Raw genomic sequence first — 18235 nt, forward strand, 5'->3', positions numbered from 1 at the left:
TTAATATACATAGTGAGAAAGCAACCAAAAAACGGCTTCGCATGCATTGTATGCAGCGAAGCCGTTTTTTGGTTTTATCCATTGTTCACTCATAATCGAGTGAATGTTAATTTCATTTATAAGTTAACCTTTGCCTCCACACCATAATGGTCAGATACCACCATTTTATTGTGATTGTTAAAGATTACTTTTGAAAAATCTACTTGTACAGGTTGATTGGTTAAGATTAAATCAATTCGCAGGTCTTGCTTATTATTGCTCCAGCCGGCGATTTTTCCTTTAACGGTAATTCCTTCATCTTTTTCTTCTGCTAGATTGTATGTGTCATAAAGACCATGACTTAACAAATACTCATACCCCTCTCCCTTAAGAGAAGCATCGTTGTTAAAATCACCCATTAGAAAAAAAGATTCATCCCAATTCAACTTCTTGAACATCTTGTCAGCCTGTGCCTTAAAAGGTTCAACTTCATCATGCCACCAACCCATATGGCAAGAATAAAAAGTATAAGGTTTGTCCTTGTACTTTATCGTTGCTCCTATTATTCTTCTTGTTTTCCAGTTTACTGCATAATCCTCACTTTGCGATACAAAGAAGGAGCGGTGCTGAATGATTGGATGTTTGGTTAGAATAGCTACCCCTTCTTCATAGGTTCCATTCTTGATATAGTGAGTCAAATCCCACACCATCGAATATTCGTCATTGCCACGCTTTTTAAGTTCTTGTAACAAAACGTAGACATAATTGTTTTTCTTTACTTTCCCGTCCACATACTCTTCAGCTAATGCCTGGCTTACCTCCTGCAAGGAAATAACATCATATGAATTTTCAATTATGGTATCTACTAAATGTGCTATCTTATCAAGCTGATGTTCCTCATGCCAAGAATGGCAGTTTAATGTTAAGAGTTTCATATATTCACCATACCCCGATGTATTTTAACATAGTGAATATTTTAACATACACGTTTCATGTTATAAATTAATGAGCCTTCAACATTGGTATAGTGTTAATACCATTAATGGTGATAGGCACCTATTTTTAGCCTAGTTTGGTGCGGGCTGCGGCTGGCTGGTATTTTCTCATCGGCCCTTTTTCGAGGACTTCATGGAGATAGAGGTTACCTTTCGGGCTCGTTTTCTTTAGCAGGTCCATTAGGTATGTAATGTCATCGAGCGCTCTATGTGTTTGGTAATCTGTAATATCATGAGCCTGTAATAATGTCAGGAGTTTTCCGTTTGGAAATCCATAGTTTTTCCAAGGGATATTTCTCATCGTACAATACCATTTTAATTCATTGACTTCAGGATACATGTGGTACAGGAAACTTCGGTCAAAAGAAGCGTTATGCGCAAAAACCGCATCAGCACGATGGAAATAGGTTTTAATTTTCACATCATAAAAGCTTTTTCCTTTTACTAATTCATAAGGAATCCCATGGACACGAAAGGCAGTGTCATAATTGTTTCGAGCTGTCCTTGAAAGTGGCTCACGTAAGAAAGAATCCTCCTCTATAATCTCGATAATTTCTCCCGTTTCACTCCGGTAGGAGAATAATTTAAGGGCAAGTTCAATAACTTCGTCTTTTGCAGGCCCTAAACCGGTGGTTTCAACGTCCAGGACTAACCCATATTGTTCCGATCTTTGCATACTGATCATTCCTTAAAATAAAGTTATCCCCATTATATCAAAGCTCCGGTCATTAAAAAATCACCATTCTTTGGGATAAGATACATTTAAAAAGGCATCCCCCTAGTGAATGCCTTTCATCTCGTACTTATTTTTCCTGTTTAGGGACTTGCTCTTTTTCAATAATATCCTTAACCACATCTTCAATCGTTACATTTCCAAGCGCCTTCTCTAATGCGGTTTGTGCAATCGAAAATAGCGGGCCAATTGCATTTTGAATATTTCTTCCCACGGGGCAAGCTGGATTTGGATGTTCATGGATACTAAATAATTCATCTTCCTTAACCACATCCACAGCCTTATAAACATCGAATAGAGTAATTTCGGATAGGTTCTTTGCTAATTCCGCTCCTGCAACCCCAGGGCGGACATTGACCAATCCTGCACTTTTTAGCATCCCCATAATTTTTCTAATAACAGCTGGATTCGTGTTTACGCTTCCTGCTAAAAACTCGGATGTACTAACACCACTTTTATTTATCTCAATTAGAGTTAATATATGAATACCAACAGCAAATCGGCTGCTTATAGACATCTTTAGACACCTTCCTTACAGGTACTACCCTATCTCTTTTCATGTAATTAAACCAATTACATGTTTATTATACCTTAAAAATCCCTAATCAATCAAAAAAGCAGCAATGAATCGTTGCTCTTCCCATGAAAACCTAACAGCTGCTCTCCATCCCGTTCAGAAATGCCTGGATAATGATTGTCAGACTTTCATCCAAATTTAACTTCATTTTAAAGCCGCCCTTTTGCTCTAACGCAGAGAAACCATGCAATATGCTGCGTAATCCTCTGACAGTGTGTAAGGCCTGCTCTCCCTCCAAATAATAGGTTTGCAGGACACGGATAGAAAGGTCAACAATCTTGGCCCCTGCCTGTTGTACCTCCTCATCTTCCGGGTTTGGTGCTAGTAAAGTCGCTTCATAAATCCCTGGATGTTTTCGGGCAAAATTTACATACGCCTTACTCATGGAAAGAACCGCCTCTGTTCCTGCTACCCCTATGGCGGCATTTGCCATCGCCTCATATAATTGGTTGATTCCGTGAATCGCAAGTTTTTTTCTTAATCCTGGCAGTCCGTCAAAATGGTTATACAATGAAGGGGGGCGAATCCCTAATTTTTTCGCAAGGGTTGCTAGTGTAACCTCAGACATTCCTTGTTGATCGGCAATTTCCCCCGCTGCATCTAGTATGGCGGACAATTCAAGTCCAACTTTAGGTCTCGGTGACATTTCCCCTTCTCCTTTATCCGATTTTTCGATTAAACACTTCCACTGCTTTTTCCATCACAGCCATAGGATTCTCCACCATTTCCCCGTGGCCCACTGCCAGCAGCTTGGGTTGATAGCTAAGCAATTTTTTTGCACTTGCTAAGGCTGTTTTCTTACTCCAAGTACCGAAAGCCGGAAATGGAAAGAATGGTTTTATATCCCCGGCAACGGCGATACCACCTCTTGTTTGAAAGGCATCACCAGCAATTAAGGCTTTAGTCCGCAAATCGAGGAATGACATCGATCCTGGTGTATGCCCTGATGTTTCAATAGCGGTTAATGAACCAACTAACTCTCCTTCTTTGAGTAAAATGTTGGCACGAGTTTTTAAATCTTTCGGTACTCCCCCTTTTATCGGAGTTTGATCTTCATGAGGATCAAGTGAACGGTCATTATTCATTAGTCTGTAGTCACGGGATGAGATATAAACAGGTACTTCTGGCAGTTCCTTTTTAATTGGATCAAGTGCCCCAACATGGTCTTCATGGGCATGTGTTAATACGATTTTGGTAATAGGTTTCCCAATTTGTTCTGCTGCCCTCAAAATTCCATTTGCGCAAAATCCGAGGCCAGCATCTATTAACGTTAATCCCTCGTCTTCTTCCACCAAATAGCAGTTTACCGGAAAAACATGTGCCAAAAATGTCACTTGATAAATATAACCTTTTTTTATTAGCCTCATTTCCCTATCCCCTTTAACTAATGATGTTAGTTTTATTTTAACTAATACCATTAGTTGAATCAAGATATATTTTGAAATAAAAAAAGCGTTTCCTACTCAAGTTGAGATGGAGACGCTTATCTTATTTCAAAAGACATGATTTGGATTGTTAAAAGCTGCTATCCTCATTTAATTCCTGTTTGCTTTCATACCAACGGGTAACCTGAGTAAGAATAGCATAGACAAAAAAGAAATTCATTGCCCAGACATTAATAAAAGGTGCAATTCCTCCATATTCGATCGTTTCAAAGCCTTTTAGCTTCATTACGATCATCGATTCGATAAAAATAAGTATAAAACCAAGTACTCCCGCGACAGCAGCCTTTAACATTAGCCTCCCCCTCCAAATCTTCTTCCTAAGTTTTTTTATCCTAACATTAGTAATATTGCAATTTCGACAATTTTGTGAACGTAGATAATTCTATTATATGGCATATTTTAATAAACACAACTAATTAAAAGTAAAAAAGGTGCCTGANNTCAGGCACCTTTTTTACTTTGTTAACTCCGTTTATACTCAAAGTCTGTTTGTTACCTTTGACCTGGTTGGTAAGTGCCGTGGCCGTGATGGTAACCATGACCTGGATAATAACCTCCATGACCATGATGATAACCATACCCCGGATAATAGCCCCCGTGGCCATGATGATAACCATGCCCTGGATAATAGCCTCCGTGGCCGTGATGGTATCCATATCCTGGATATCCTACCGGAGTAGGATAATACCCTCCATGGCCATGGTGATAACCACCACCTGGATAATAACCGCTATGCCCATGATGATATGCTCCAGATTGTTGTCTTTCTTCCATTCTAAGATCCCTCCTTTACAACTAGCTGTAAACAGTGTATGTCTACACTTTAAAATCGTAATGGACACTTGCCCATTACGCTTCCGTGCATATATTAGTAAATCTTCACAATTTCCACATAAGTTCTGCACAAGTTCTACATATATTTTTCATATGATAAGGATAACTTAATTAGGAAATGGTTCGACGAACTCATTTCTTAAAACTTCCCATAATTTGATTGGTGATCCCACCAGTCAATTTTTTTTGCACTCCAATCCCAATCTTCACAACTTCCACACAACTTCCACCTATTTTCTACACAAGTTTTCACTATTATAAAAGTAACTTATTTAGGAAATAGTTCAATGAGCTCATTTCTTAAAACTTCCCATTTTTTAGATTGGTGCCGACACCAATCTATTTTTTTTGCTCCTTTAACGAAGAAAAAGGCTGCAGAAATGTGCAGCCTTTTTCTTGTATAATGTTTATTTATCTTTTATATACCACTCTTATCTTAATTTACTCCTACTTGGTTCCAAGCAGAGGCAACTGCATTGTACTGGGTGCTGCCTGTTCCGTATAAATCTGCAGCGGCTGCTAGCAGTGAGGCGCGTGCATCGCTGAAGTTACTTTGTGGGTTTAGATACACGGTAAGCGCACGATAGTAGATTTTCTCAGCAACAGCTGTTCCTAAGCTGGAAATCGTTAAATAGGCCGCCTTGTTAGGGATTCCACTATTCGTATGAACCCCTCCATTATCAGAAGTAGTATAAACATAGTTGTTCATATGATCAGGTTGTCCGTATAGTGTTGGGTTTGATAAGCTGCGGAGCGCATCTCCTGATTTATTTGGCGTGTACACATCCTCACCAACTAAATAATCTCCCTTATCTAGGAAAACCCCAAACGTATCGGAAATCGACTCATTCAATGCCCCAGATTGGTCCACATAATCTAACCCTGCGGTTCTTTCCGTAACAGCGTGTGTTAATTCATGGGCAACGACATCGAGAGCGCCTGATAAAGGTCTAAATGTTACCCCATCGCCATCCCCATATACCATTTGCGAACCATTCCAGAAGGCATTATTGTAATTTCTGCTATAGTGCACCGACGAACGAATCGTTGCACCATTGTTATCGAAGCTATTACGATTAAACGTATTTTTGTAATAATCGTAGACTTTGCCGGCATAGTAGTTGGCATCTACATCCGCACCCTGAGAAACAGCATTGAATTTATTGTCTGGGTCTACAGAATAGTTACCCGGCAACAAGCTCCGGCTTTGTGCTGTTCTAGTTTCAATTACGCCTGACATCGGTTTTGTTACATCATATAAATAGTAAGTACCGTTTGAATAATAGGTATTTAGAGTTTTATAGTCTCCTAATACTCCGTATCCAGAGCCTGTTGTGGCACCATCCGTTACAGCATTATATGAATCTAACACATTCCCATTCACCGCATCCACATATACTACCCAGTTGGCCCCATAAGGTTGGATGAATTGCAGGTTAGTTTTGTAGGCCAGATAGAAATCATTTGCTTTTTTATAAACGACTAATTCGGCTTTTTCAACGGTATCTTTAAACTTCGCACCAGTTGGACCTGCCTCCGCATTTGTTAATGTTTCTTCTTTAGTTAAATTAATAGATTTCCAGGCTCTATCTAGCGCAGCATCCTTAGTCAGTTGTGCTTTCAGGTTTCCCTTAAAATAATTGGATGCGGCTGGAAAAACGTCGCCATTAATAGCAGTAATGATACCATTTTTATCGGTATGCACCTTGAATTTTGCCCCATCTACCGGAATACCTTGCACAGATTGAACAAAATTATAGTGTTTGCTTCCAAGCTCGTCGGTCTGAACTTCCAGCAAAGTTAAATCTTTATCTGCATCTAATTGATACAGTGATTTATTATCTTTTAAAAATTGCTTTACGGATGCTTGATCTTTATAAGCCTTAGTAGAGAGTTTACCGTGGACGAAGGAGGGAACGGTTTGTCCCTTTTTCCAAGTGACCTTTGCATCCTTGCCAAACTGGCTTGCTTCCTTTGAAACGGTAACATTATACGGGGTAGTGTTGGCTGCAGCCGATATCGGCAGCACTGACCCAACCGTTAATCCTAATGCTAGCATGATAGATGTTCTTTTCTTCATCGTTTCCCAGCCTCCTAATCCTATATTTGTTTTTTATTGCAAAAACATCATATCACGGTAAAAGCATCCGCATAATTGGGAAAAAAGTGAGGAGAAAGGGGGTCAGCTCCTGTCGATTCTTGAAATTCTATTAAAAATCCCAACGCTCATATTTGCTAGCGTTGGGAAAATTAATAAACCTCTATTCTCATGACGTGAAAATCCAAGTTGATTTCTTGCACTATTTCTTCTTTGCTAAGATGATCTTTTCCATGCTTTTATTAATCAAATGATTTCCCGCTACAAAGACAGCAATACATATGATGACAGACCATAAACCCAAACGGCTTAAATAAATATTTCCAATAAAAATAATCACCAGCAGCCATCCACATTTAAGGAACCAATAGAGGAAGTGCATGAATTCCATCCTTTCATAAACACTTTATCATTATATTCTCTGAAACCACTTGAATTTTCAATCAAACAGCTTTCACAACTTCCCCTGCTTTTATCCACTTTACAGCCAATTCTTCCTGCCACAGGTAAAGGCAGTTCTTACTTTCATAAAATCATACATCAGTGCAGCCTTTCTGCCTTTTTCCGTATTGGGATTCATCTTTGGACGAAGACACTCCATAAATTGCGTATCACATTGGCAGGATGATAATCCGCGGCTCAAGCAGTAATCATGTTTTTGACAGCAGGCATCTACATCATTTATCGGTGCTCCAGGGCCGCTGCAGCCAGGTCCGCACCACTTATATCCAGGAAAAATACAGAATGAAAAGGGACTCCTTCTCCTCTTACTTTGCATTGTAACACCTCCCTAACCTCTTTCTATTAGGGTATGAAAATTTAATTTGGATGAAATAGCCAAAATCCCTATTCAGTTAGTAGGAAATATTAAACTTTTCTATTTTCAGATAATAAGATATTTGATATAACTAACATAGCAACTAAACTATTTTCAAAAAACAATATAGATAAGCACCACGATTTATTACATTTTTTTCAGCAAATACTCCTAAGTGTATCAAATTAATAAATATATGGAAAAATAGTACTTAACATAGAGGGGTAGATCAGCTTGGTACTTACTCGCCTGCTTAAGGCTCTTATACATAAAAACTCATTAATCTATCTTCTAATTGCTCTGATTCCGTCCGTTGCTGTCAGTTTGACTTTAGCCCGGCACCAAGTGAGAGTGGTGAAAAGTGACTATAAACTCAGGGCACAAGAGTATGCTAACTTTCATGCCATGAATATTGAGAAGTTTGTTGGGGAGACAGTCGGACGATTAGAAATGCTCTCCACCGCCCTTAATATCCAGCACATCAGCTTAAAGGATATAGAAAAAATACTACGAGAAACCACAGGAAAAGATCCGCGTTTTTCTGGTTTCTATTGGGCTAATACAAATGGTGACATTATCATAAGCACCAACAAAATCACAACCCGTATAAATGTTAGTGATCGGCCTTACTTTCAGCATGCACTTCATTCAGCACAAACCAGTATTTCTGAAGCTCATAACGGAAGGGTAACAGGACGGTATATTATCTCAATTGCTACCCCAATCGTCGAAAAGCACAGAGTTAAGGGTGTATTCGTTGCCAGTTTGCGAATGGATGAAATAAAAAAAGAAATATTTAGATTAGTTAATAATGAACGTATTATCATTAAAGATGAGACTGGCAAACCCCTGATTCAATCTGATTCCATTCCAAACCAATATAACGTTAAATCCGTTATGAAGATTTCTATGGTCCCATGGACGATTACAGCTTTTGTTAACCCAAATACCAAAAAGGTATTTTGGGATAGCTTTTTTGAAAATCTCCTCATATCCTTATTCATAATGAGTATATTATTTTTATTGATCAACTATCTGCTTTTAAAAAGAAAAGTCCAAAAAGAAAAGGAACAAACAGAACTCCATAAACTGGAGCTAATTGGCAATCTTGCTGCTAGTACCGCCCATGAAATTAGAAATCCGCTCACTGGTATAAAGGGTTTGGTCAAACTCTTAAGTGAAGAAAACCATGAGCCGAAGGCACAATCCTATTTCAAGGTTATCCAATCAGAGATTGACAGAATTAATGCCATTGTAAGTGAACTGCTTATCCTTGGAAAACCAACGGCTTACACGCTTAAAACCTATAACGCAAATGTGATTGTTTCAGAAATCGCACCGATTATTACCTCTGAAACCAATTATACAAACGTTGAATTAACCTTCCACTACCATCCGGAAGAATTGCTGGTATCTTGTGTAAAAGACCAATTAAAGCAAGTCATTCTTAACCTTACAAAAAATGCTTTACAGGCAATGCCCTATGGAGGGAATTTATCCATCCATTTAGATAAACAATCAGATAATTGCCGGATAACTGTTATCGATAACGGGGTTGGTATGAGGGAGGATCAAATTTCACAAGCGTTTAATCCATTCTTTACTTCAAAAAAATCCGGGTCAGGTCTTGGATTAACGGTATGCAAGCGGATCATAGATTCCTACGGAGGAGAAATTAAGATAAAAAGTAACCCAAACCAAGGGACAAAAGTCGAAATACTTCTGCCATTAGTTTCACAATCATAGCTTCAGTTTTTAAAGAATTGGTACTTACTAAAAACGCTCAGAGTTAAATCCTCTGAGCGTTCCTGTTTCTTATGGTATTGGCAGTTAGACTACTGAGGTCTTTCGATTTCAAAAATCTCGCCGATTTTCGCATAATTATTACCCGCCAAACGGCTTACCGCAGCTAAGCCTTTCGGGTCGATTCGTCCACTTTCATAAAGGTCACTTTCAATATGGTATTGGACAATTCTACCGATGATAAAATCACATCCTGGAGAATCCTCCCCGCCTACTTCCAAGGAATGCTCTAATCTACACTCCATTCTAATTTTAGCTTCCTTAACACCTGGTGTAGAGACTTTTACGCTTTTTACAGCAGTTAATTGCGCTAGTTCAATTTCACTTTGATCTGGCGGGAGGCTGGCGGCTGTTTTATTGATTAATTCAACATTATGTTCATCGACAATATGCACAACAAATTCTTTTAAGTCGATAATATTTCTAGCTGTATCCTTTTGTTTTCCTCCCGAGCGTTGAATAGCTAACGATATCAAAGGAGGATTGGCCGATACAATATTAAAATAACTAAAGGGTGCGCCATTCAAAACACCCTCTTTCGACAAGGATGTTACGAAAGCGATTGGTCTAGGTATAATACTTCCAATTAGAAATTTATAATTTTCTCTTTCGGTATGTTTAGATGGGTCTATTGAAATCATCATGAAGCCCTCTCCTCGCTATGGGTCTAGTATAGATCCAATTTTATTATAGCAGTATTTACCAATTTTATGCGAATTAGAGGTTAATTAATACCAAAAAAGTCCCCAAAATAAACTGCCCGGGGACTCAATTATTTAACTCACACTGCTTACCTTATTTCGGCCGTGATGCTTGGACTGGTACAATCCCTCGTCAACACGGCTTAATAAAGAATCAATCGTGTCATCCGGCAAAAATTCTGTAACGCCAAAGCTGGCTGTTAATCTTCCTACAATATGGAAATTATGCGTGGCAACCGTTTCTCGCAAAAGTTCCGCTAGGTTAATAGCTCCCTGCCCTGTCACAGTAGGAAGGATAATAAATTCCTCCCCGCCCCATCGACCAAACCATTCTCTAGCTGCAAGGTTACTTTGGATTAAATCAGCTAGCTCAATTAATATAGCATCCCCAACTTTATGGCCATACTGATCATTAATCATTTTAAAATGATCAATATCGAAAAAAATCACGGAAAATGTGATATTCATTTCTTTAGAATCTTTCAATTTTTGTTCAAACCATCCGTCGATTTGATGGCGGTTAGCAATTCCAGTTAATGAATCTAAATAGGCATGCTTTTTAAACAGTTGGGCTTCTGCATATACTTTAAAAATGTGCTGGGCACAATAAAGAACGACGATATAAACAAAATTTGCGAAATAGTATTGAAATAAAGAATCCATTGATTCAGTTGATAGCCTGTTAAAATAAGTAAGACCATCTACCAGAGTAAGCAGAAAAATAAAAATAGAGAAGGTAAGCCCTTTCTTAACTCCTAATGTTAAGAAGATAAATACGATATAAATGGGCATCCATACAATAAAGTCTCCTAGTGATCCGCCGCTTGGGAGTAAATAGTGAGCAACCGTGTCAAAAAAAGTAACAATATGGTAGACCGTTATTAAAGCCAAACATGAATATTCTATAAACTTAACCCAACGCCTTTTGATTAATAATACCCAGCTCAAAAAAAGCCAAATGGTGAGGGAGTTGTTAATGATAAAATTCATTTTATATTCGTTATATCCATTTTGCATGACAGTATTTAAGATAAGAGCGATTACAATTAACGGAACAATCCAGAGATAGACACCTCTCTTAAGATCGGCAAGTGATTCAAACTGTTTTTTCTTCAAATGATCATCTCCCTAACTAATCAGCAATGATTAGTCCAGCCCAAGAGTTCTTTAAAACTGATATCTGCTTGTCACCATTCCTTAAATTTACAGTCTGTACATTCTTATTTTAAATGAAATGGTCTGATTTTGATATAGGATTTATACCATTTGTCTTGGTGCATTTTGACTATTTCATGATATTTTTAGTCCATCAAATCTTCTACCGCGGATGAATTATTCCTTCTTTTAGAAATAATGGGTTCCAATGCAAATCTATGCATAACAATTGGGCCTAAAGCGAAATATATGTAATATTTTGATTGATATTTTTAGGAGGAATTATGGAATTTAAACCAACAGCGGGAGAGATTTCGAATTTGTGGCAGTTTATTATCGCCAATCAAGCTCACCTTTGTTTATTAGAATATTGGGATCATCACGCAGAGGATGAGGATTTAAAACGGATCCTAGAGCAATCAAAAAAAATAGCCACTCAAATCGTTGTTGATGGCCTTACATTATATAAAAAGGCAGGGTTTGCCCCGCCCATTGGATTCAGTTTGAAGAGTGACGTGACACAAGAGGTACCCCGGCTGATGTCTGATAAGCTAGTACTTTTTGTTCTTCATGTACTTTCCGAGTATGGTATATATGGGTACGGGTTAACCTTGGGAAAAACAGATTATCCGGAAGTTTTAACCTTTTTTGAGACATGCCTCAAAAACTCAACAGATCTTTATAGGATGATTACGGAAATTATTCATAAAAAGGGATACGGACATCAGCCTATTTACATACCAGTAGTAAAAGAGCCAGAAATGATTGAGCATCATTCTTTTATGTCAGGCTGGTGGGGTGACCAACGTCAACTTAGTGGGATTGAAATCGATAACCTTATTTTTAGCCTGCGAGGTGTAATCCTTGCGAAAACAATGTTTATGATATTTTCACAAATTGCTAAGGACCCTAAAGTTCAAAAATATTGCCGTAGAGGTAAAAATATAGCAGGAAAAAGAGTAGAAAGGTTTCAGTCCTTTAACACAGCTGAAAACCTCCCATTTCAAGCAACGTTTGAATCCGAGATTACGGACTCTTCCATTTCTCCTTTTTCCGATCGTCTAATAATGTTTCAAGTCCTATCACTCGCACAAATTGCCATCGCTAGATATGGAAATGCCTTGAGCTTTGTCGTAAGAAGAGATTTGAGCAGTTTGTTTGGATTCTTAATTGTGGAAACCGGCACGTTTCTTGATGATGGGTTAAACTTAATGATTGAGTTTAAATGGCTGGAACAACCCCCAATGGCAACCCATAGAATAAAATAACGCGGATACCTGCAAGAAAAAACCACAATATGAATTAATTGAAAATGCCGAACATGCTTATCCCTTTTTCCACAAACGGGTACCTGATATGCTGTCAAGCCTTTATTCGGACCTATAAAAATGGCGTCGAACAACTAAACTAGTGTTCGACGCCTCTTTTTATCCTAAATGTTGATTCGAAGGTAAATGGTTCAATATTTGCTGATAGGCCGCTGCTTCCTTTACTAGTCCTTTAAATTGATACATTTTACTAATCTTACGGATGGGCGAAGGGTTCTGTGGCTGCAGCTCCATCTCCCAAGCGAAACAATCGATTGCTTTGTCATATTGTTTAAACTCCGCATAATAGTCGCCTAAAGTCATCATCCGATCAGGATCCTCTACTAAGGCTGCCATTTCCTTTATTTTTCGAATAACCTCTGATGTTGGGAATACCATCTGAAACGATAAGAGTTTCTCCTCAACAAAAGGAAGATCATACAAATCAAGCAGCTTAACCGACAATTGAAATAATTTCTCCTCCCATTGCTGATGAGGATGATTATCAGGCAGATGTTTTAATGCAAGAATCCAATCAGTAATATGAGCTAAGACAAAGTCAGGATCAGACTTTTCCCAAATCCGTTCTAACATGTCATCATAAGCCGATGGCAGGTCTTCAATAAATGGGAATAAGCACAGAGCAGCTTTCTCCACCCTCCCATCCTGCAGCATTCTTTCTAGTGTGGGTTTTGCCTCAAGTAAGTAACTAAATGGATTAATATGGACATGACTTAAGAGGAGGATCCAGTCTTCCATAGTGATAAATTGTAAGGCTATTTCTGTATACTTTTCCACTTCGCCGGCATCCGGGAGTTCTAACCACAGCAATAAGGCAACTAAACCATCTTGTTTTTTTAGAAGAAATTCTCTTTCCTTTTGTTGGGAACGATGTCTGAAACAGTGTAATTCCACAAATAGTGGATCTTTTTCATAGAGAGAGGGTAAATCCTTGGAATGATAAATTAGGTGATAGGGATTGAATTCATGTGAATCCAAGCGTTCCTTTGCAGATTTTAATGACGGAGAAAAATCATGTAAGAGTTGTACTACTTGAAAGGATTTTAAAAATTTGCCGCTTCTTTTAAAGTGAAAATATACTTTATCTAATAGGCTGATTAGCTGTTCTTTTTCGTAAAAGGCGTCAAGTGTTGTGGCAATAAAGGCAACTTCCTGAAGCGGAAAATGGAGTTGCAGGTGGGAGAAAAGTTTACTTTTCGCAGGAATCGTAACGGATAGATGAGGCATTAGTGCTGCTAAGACTGGATGGGAAGAATCAAGAACGATTCCCTCGGTAAAGACCTTTTGAATAAATGTACCTTCTTCCATATGATCAAGCTTAGCTCCATAAACTAAGGTGTTTTTATAATAGATTAGATACCATTTTTCATCAGTCTCGGTTAAAACCTCGAATACCTTGCTCCTTGCAAAAACTGCCCCGCGAGCAAGCGTCCCTTTTACCGTTTGTTTTTTAGCTTTAATCAAAATTTCACTACCCATTGCACTCGTCCCCTTCCTCACATGACAACTGGTTCTTACCTAAAGTATATCACAAGTTTGAAAAAGAGGTGTTGAAACGGCATATGTAAAAAGGTGGTCACACAAACACAAAGCTGCGATTTTAAAAAATTAAAAGGGCCTACTTCTTTTATGAAGTAAAGCCCAGCTTTAGCTTATATAGAATAATCTTCGGGGATAAACACTTTTAACTGCTTCGGTTTTACATATACCTCTTCACCTGTTTTTAGGTCGAGACTTCGAAAATATTCCTTGGTTAATTCAGCTTCTAAATAGTCGCCGGTATCTTTTCGAATTAATTCAACCTGGACCACCGCACCAATTTGATGGATATAGTTCACTTTTGCGGTTGCATAATCCTGCCGATATTCTCGTTTGATACTAATATCATGCGGCCTCGCATACCCAACCGCTTCTGTATTAATAGTCTCAGCAAACTCAGGAGCATCGACCTCAAACTCACCATGCTGCAACTTTCCATTATGCAAGCGGCCTTTAAATAAATTCACATTCCCTAAGAAGTGGTAGACAAACGGACTATTAGGCTGTTCGTATACTTCCTCGGGTGTGCCAATCTGTTCGATCTTCCCCTCGTTCATCACCACAATTCGGTCGGCCACATCTAGAGCCTCCTCCTGATCATGGGTCACAAATATACTTGTAATTTGATAATCATCATGAAGCCTTCTAAGCCAACGGCGGAGATCTTTTCGGACCTTCGCATCCAAAGCTCCAAACGGTTCATCTAACAAAAGCACCTTTGGTTCGACGGCTAACGCTCTGGCCAGGGCGACTCGCTGCCGTTGTCCTCCTGATAAGTGGGAAGGATAACGATTGGCAAAAGCCTCTAGTTTTACTAGTTTCAATAATTCATTGACCTTTTCCTTTATTTCACTTTTAGAGGGTCTATTTTTTCGCGGACGGACCTTTAAGCCGTAAGCAATATTATCGAAAACAGTCATGTGACGGAATAAGGCATAATGTTGAAAAACAAAGCCCACTTTGCGCTCTTTGGCACTCAATAGAGTAATATCTTCATCGCCAAACAGGATGACACCCTGGCTCGCTTCTTCAAGTCCTGCAATGATTCTTAAAAGAGAGGTTTTCCCTGATCCAGAAGGGCCGAGGAGTGCAACGAGTTCTCCGGTTTGAATGTCTAGATTAATATGTTCAAGGGCTTGAAAGCTGCCGAATGATTTAGAGATGTTATTAATTTGAATGCTCATTTATGCTTCCCCCTCCATTTGTGCCATGGACTTATTTGCCTTCCACTCAATGATATTTTTTACAATTAACGTGATAATGGCGAACAGCGACATTAAAGATGCGACGGCAAAAGCTGCCGAAAATTGATATTCATTATATAAAATTTCAATGTGAAGCGGCATCGTGTTGGTCATACCGCGGATATGTCCGGAGACAACCGATACTGCACCAAATTCTCCGATGGTACGGGCGGTACAAAGAATGACTCCATATAATAAGCCCCATTTCATATTCGGCAGGGTGACCAGCCAGAACGTTTTCCAGCCGCTTGCCCCTAACGTCATCGATGCCTCTTCATCGGCTGTTCCCTGTGTCTGCATTAACGGAATTAATTCTCGGGCTACAAAAGGCAAGGTAATTAACAAAGTGGCAATCACAATTCCCGGAACAGCAAAGATGATTTTTATATCATGTGCCTGAAGCCAAGGACCAAATAATCCGTGACTACTGAATAACAAAACAAACACCAGACCTGCAATAACAGGTGAAATCGCAAACGGCAGGTCAATAATCGTAATCAACAGACTTTTTCCTTTAAAGTTAAACTTTGTGATTGCCCATGCTGCCGCAATACCAAAAATCGCATTAAGCGGAACGGCTATCACAGCGACTATCAGGGTTAATTTGATTGCCGCTATCGCATCTGGACTGCTGATGGCTTCAAAAAATACCATGCTTCCTTTTTCAAAGGCTTTAATAAAAATAGCCACGAGTGGTAAAACCAGAAACAAACCTAAGAATCCGATCGCTAATGTAATCAATACATAACGAACCCAACGCGGTTCAGCTTCCTTACTGGATTTCTGTATCTGTGAACTTGAGTTTGGCAATGGAACATGTCCGGACATTATTTACACCCCATTATTTAAATAAATTTTCGATTGGTCCACCATTGTAATAAGTTAATAACCAATAGCATGAAAAAGGAAAAGACAAGCATGACGGCGGCGATGGCGGTTGCTCCCGCATAGTCATATTGTTCTAGCTTTGTCATAATTAACAGTGGGGTAATTTCTGTTTTCATCGGCATATTACCAGCAATAAACACCACAGAACCATATTCACCCAGCGACCTTGCGAATGCTAAGGCAAAGCCAGTCAACGCGGCTGGCATCAGTTCAGGAAAGACCACTTTGATGAAAGTTTGAAGCCGGTTTGCACCTAAACTAGCTGAGGCTTCTTCAACTTCCTTATCCACGTTTTGTAAAACAGGCTGTACCGTTCGAACGACAAAGGGCAAGCCGATAAACATTAAAGCTACCGTAATGCCGAGAGATGTGAACGCCACTTTAAAGCTTAAAAATTGGCCAACCCAGCCATTTTCCGTATATAAGGTTGTTAAGGCGATACCTGCAATTGCGGTTGGCAAGGCAAAAGGCAAGTCTACGAGTCCATCAATGATCCGCTTGCCCGGAAATCGGTATCGGACAAGCACCCAAGCAATTAAAACTCCAAAAATAACATTAATCGCTGCCGCCATAAGAGAGGCACCGACGCTTAGCTTATAAGATGCAACAACCCTTGGCTCGGAAATGGTTTGCCAAATTTTCTCCCAAGGGGCCGTCGCTGAATTGATAAAAATCATTGATAATGGCAAGATGACAAGAATGCTAATGTAGGTCATCGTAAATCCTAGCGACAGTCCGAAACCCGGCAATACGCCGGTTCGTTTCTTAAATAAACCCATGAGGTTGACCCCTTCCAATTTAGATACAAAGGGAGCACGAATGCCCCCTTTTTCTAGAAGATAAGAAAGTATAAAATTTACTTCGAGAAATGTCCAGCTCCAGGCGCCATCGGCTNNCGCCTTGCGCTTTTCTTATTTAGGCTGATAGATTTGGTCGAATGTCCCGCCATCATTAAAATGTTTTTCTTGGGCTTTTTTCCAGCCGCCGAAATAATCATCAATGGTAACCATCTTAATTTCTGGGAAAACATTTGCATATTTTTTCAAAATTTCTTCGTTACGTGGTCGGTAGTAATTTTTCGCAATAATTTCCTGCCCTTTATCGGAGTATAGATATTTCAGATAGGCCTCCGCTGCTTCTCTCGTACCCTTTTTATCTACTACTTTATCAACAACGGCTACCGGTGGTTCTGCAAGAATGCTAAGTGATGGATTTACGACTTCAAACTTATCCTTACCTAACTCATTTAGGGTTAAGTACGCTTCATTCTCCCAGGCGATTAACACATCACCAATCCCGCGTTCTACAAAGGTAGTCGTCGCTCCACGTGCTCCAGAATCTAACACTTCGACGTTTTTATATAATTGACTCATAAAATTCTTGGTCTTACCTTCATCCCCGCCAAATTTCTCTTGTGCATAGGCCCAAGCTGCTAAATAGTTCCATCTGGCACCACCAGACGTTTTTGGATTTGGTGTGATAACAGATACTCCTTTTTTGGTTAAATCATCCCAATCCTTAATCCCTTTTGGATTCCCTTTTCTAACTAGAAAAACAATGGTAGAAGTATATGGGGTTGAATTATCCTGTAGATTCTTCTGCCAACCTGGAGAAAGCAATTTCCCGATGTTGGCAATTTCATCAATATCGTAAGCCAGTGCCAGTGTCACTACATCTGCCTCTAATCCATCAATAACCGCACGCCCTTGTTTTCCTGAGCCGCCATGTGATTGTTGAATAGTTACCTGCTGGCCTGTTTTCTTTTCCCAGTACTGAGCGAATTCCTTATTGTACTCTTCGTAAAGCTCCCTTGTTGGATCATAAGAAACATTTAATAGTTGAATAGGATCTTTCTTTTGTTTCGTTGTCTGGCTTGAGCTATTTTCTTTTTTCGTTGATGTTTGTGAACTTGATTTTTCCGTACTGCTGCAGCCGGCTAATAAAAGCGCCATTAACGTAAGTACCAATGTAAATTTGTATATATATTTTTTCATCACAATTTCCCCCTTTTAGTAAGAAAAGCGCAAGCGCCGTGGTCAGCCCCGACAAGCATAAGACGTACCGGCCGAAAGGTTGCTTTTTAACCTTTTGGACGGATT

The 18235-nt window shown here is 39.2% G+C and carries 19 protein-coding genes; 2 read left to right on the top strand and 17 right to left on the bottom strand.

The window, feature by feature from the left end; all coding sequences use genetic code 11:
* Positions 1-116 precede the first annotated feature (116 nt).
* The 10 genes from COD92_RS10335 to COD92_RS10380 form a co-directional block, all read right to left on the bottom strand.
* Entirely contained in the window at positions 117-914 is a 798-nt protein-coding gene (locus tag COD92_RS10335) for an endonuclease/exonuclease/phosphatase family protein (RefSeq protein WP_098530851.1), read from the bottom strand.
* Between the two features lie 127 nt (positions 915-1041).
* Positions 1042-1650, bottom strand: a complete 609-nt coding sequence (locus COD92_RS10340) for an exonuclease domain-containing protein (protein ID WP_098530852.1) — start codon at positions 1648-1650, stop codon at positions 1042-1044.
* Positions 1651-1777: 127 nt separating this feature from the next.
* Positions 1778-2224, bottom strand: coding sequence for an Rrf2 family transcriptional regulator (locus COD92_RS10345; RefSeq protein WP_098996271.1), 447 nt, complete (start codon positions 2222-2224; stop codon positions 1778-1780).
* 133 nt (positions 2225-2357) lie between these two features.
* Positions 2358-2930, bottom strand: coding sequence for a TetR/AcrR family transcriptional regulator (locus COD92_RS10350; RefSeq protein ID WP_098530854.1), 573 nt, complete (start codon positions 2928-2930; stop codon positions 2358-2360).
* 13 nt (positions 2931-2943) lie between these two features.
* Positions 2944-3651: an MBL fold metallo-hydrolase gene (locus COD92_RS10355; RefSeq protein ID WP_098996272.1), complete on the bottom strand. Its 708-nt coding sequence runs from the start codon at positions 3649-3651 to the stop codon at positions 2944-2946.
* Between the two features lie 148 nt (positions 3652-3799).
* Positions 3800-4021: a hypothetical protein gene (locus tag COD92_RS10360; protein WP_098530856.1), complete on the bottom strand. Its 222-nt coding sequence runs from the start codon at positions 4019-4021 to the stop codon at positions 3800-3802.
* 200 nt (positions 4022-4221) lie between these two features.
* Positions 4222-4503, bottom strand: a complete 282-nt coding sequence (locus tag COD92_RS10365) for a hypothetical protein (protein ID WP_098530857.1) — start codon at positions 4501-4503, stop codon at positions 4222-4224.
* 496 nt (positions 4504-4999) lie between these two features.
* On the bottom strand, positions 5000-6643 hold the full coding sequence (locus COD92_RS10370) for a M4 family metallopeptidase (protein WP_098996273.1): 1644 nt from the start codon (positions 6641-6643) through the stop codon (positions 5000-5002).
* 220 nt (positions 6644-6863) lie between these two features.
* Positions 6864-7043: a hypothetical protein gene (locus COD92_RS10375; protein ID WP_098530859.1), complete on the bottom strand. Its 180-nt coding sequence runs from the start codon at positions 7041-7043 to the stop codon at positions 6864-6866.
* 99 nt (positions 7044-7142) lie between these two features.
* Positions 7143-7439, bottom strand: a complete 297-nt coding sequence (locus COD92_RS10380) for a phospholipase A2 family protein (protein ID WP_098530860.1) — start codon at positions 7437-7439, stop codon at positions 7143-7145.
* A 273-nt stretch (positions 7440-7712) separates the two neighbouring features.
* Between COD92_RS10380 and COD92_RS10385 the strand changes: the two genes are divergently transcribed.
* Positions 7713-9224, top strand: coding sequence for an ATP-binding protein (locus tag COD92_RS10385; protein ID WP_098530861.1), 1512 nt, complete (start codon positions 7713-7715; stop codon positions 9222-9224).
* Positions 9225-9313: 89 nt separating this feature from the next.
* On the opposite strand, the gene COD92_RS10390 is transcribed toward COD92_RS10385, so the two are convergent.
* The gene (locus COD92_RS10390) at positions 9314-9922 is read right to left on the bottom strand and encodes a flavin reductase family protein (protein WP_098530875.1); all 609 of its coding nucleotides are present in this window, start codon (positions 9920-9922) and stop codon (positions 9314-9316) included.
* A 135-nt stretch (positions 9923-10057) separates the two neighbouring features.
* Complete coding sequence (locus COD92_RS10395; RefSeq protein ID WP_098996274.1) at positions 10058-11098, bottom strand: GGDEF domain-containing protein; 1041 nt, start codon at positions 11096-11098, stop codon at positions 10058-10060.
* A gap of 323 nt (positions 11099-11421) precedes the next feature.
* Here COD92_RS10395 and COD92_RS10400 point away from each other — a divergent pair, with 323 nt between their 5' ends.
* Positions 11422-12405: a DUF3231 family protein gene (locus COD92_RS10400; RefSeq protein WP_098530863.1), complete on the top strand. Its 984-nt coding sequence runs from the start codon at positions 11422-11424 to the stop codon at positions 12403-12405.
* Between the two features lie 159 nt (positions 12406-12564).
* On the opposite strand, the gene COD92_RS10405 is transcribed toward COD92_RS10400, so the two are convergent.
* The 5 genes from COD92_RS10405 to COD92_RS10425 all read right to left on the bottom strand — a co-directional run bounded on the left by COD92_RS10405 (position 12565) and on the right by COD92_RS10425 (position 18130).
* A complete protein-coding gene (locus COD92_RS10405; RefSeq protein WP_098996275.1) occupies positions 12565-13944 on the bottom strand; it encodes a tetratricopeptide repeat protein in 1380 nt (459 codons plus the stop codon).
* A 173-nt stretch (positions 13945-14117) separates the two neighbouring features.
* Complete coding sequence (locus tag COD92_RS10410; RefSeq protein ID WP_098530865.1) at positions 14118-15188, bottom strand: sulfate/molybdate ABC transporter ATP-binding protein; 1071 nt, start codon at positions 15186-15188, stop codon at positions 14118-14120.
* Positions 15189-16076, bottom strand: coding sequence for a sulfate ABC transporter permease subunit CysW (cysW, locus tag COD92_RS10415; RefSeq protein ID WP_098530866.1), 888 nt, complete (start codon positions 16074-16076; stop codon positions 15189-15191).
* Between the two features lie 17 nt (positions 16077-16093).
* Complete coding sequence (cysT, locus tag COD92_RS10420; protein WP_098530867.1) at positions 16094-16915, bottom strand: sulfate ABC transporter permease subunit CysT; 822 nt, start codon at positions 16913-16915, stop codon at positions 16094-16096.
* Between the two features lie 132 nt (positions 16916-17047).
* Positions 17048-18130, bottom strand: coding sequence for a sulfate ABC transporter substrate-binding protein (locus COD92_RS10425; RefSeq protein WP_098530868.1), 1083 nt, complete (start codon positions 18128-18130; stop codon positions 17048-17050).
* Between the last annotated feature and the right edge of the window lie 105 nt (positions 18131-18235).

The organism is Bacillus sp. AFS037270 (genome assembly GCF_002585305.1).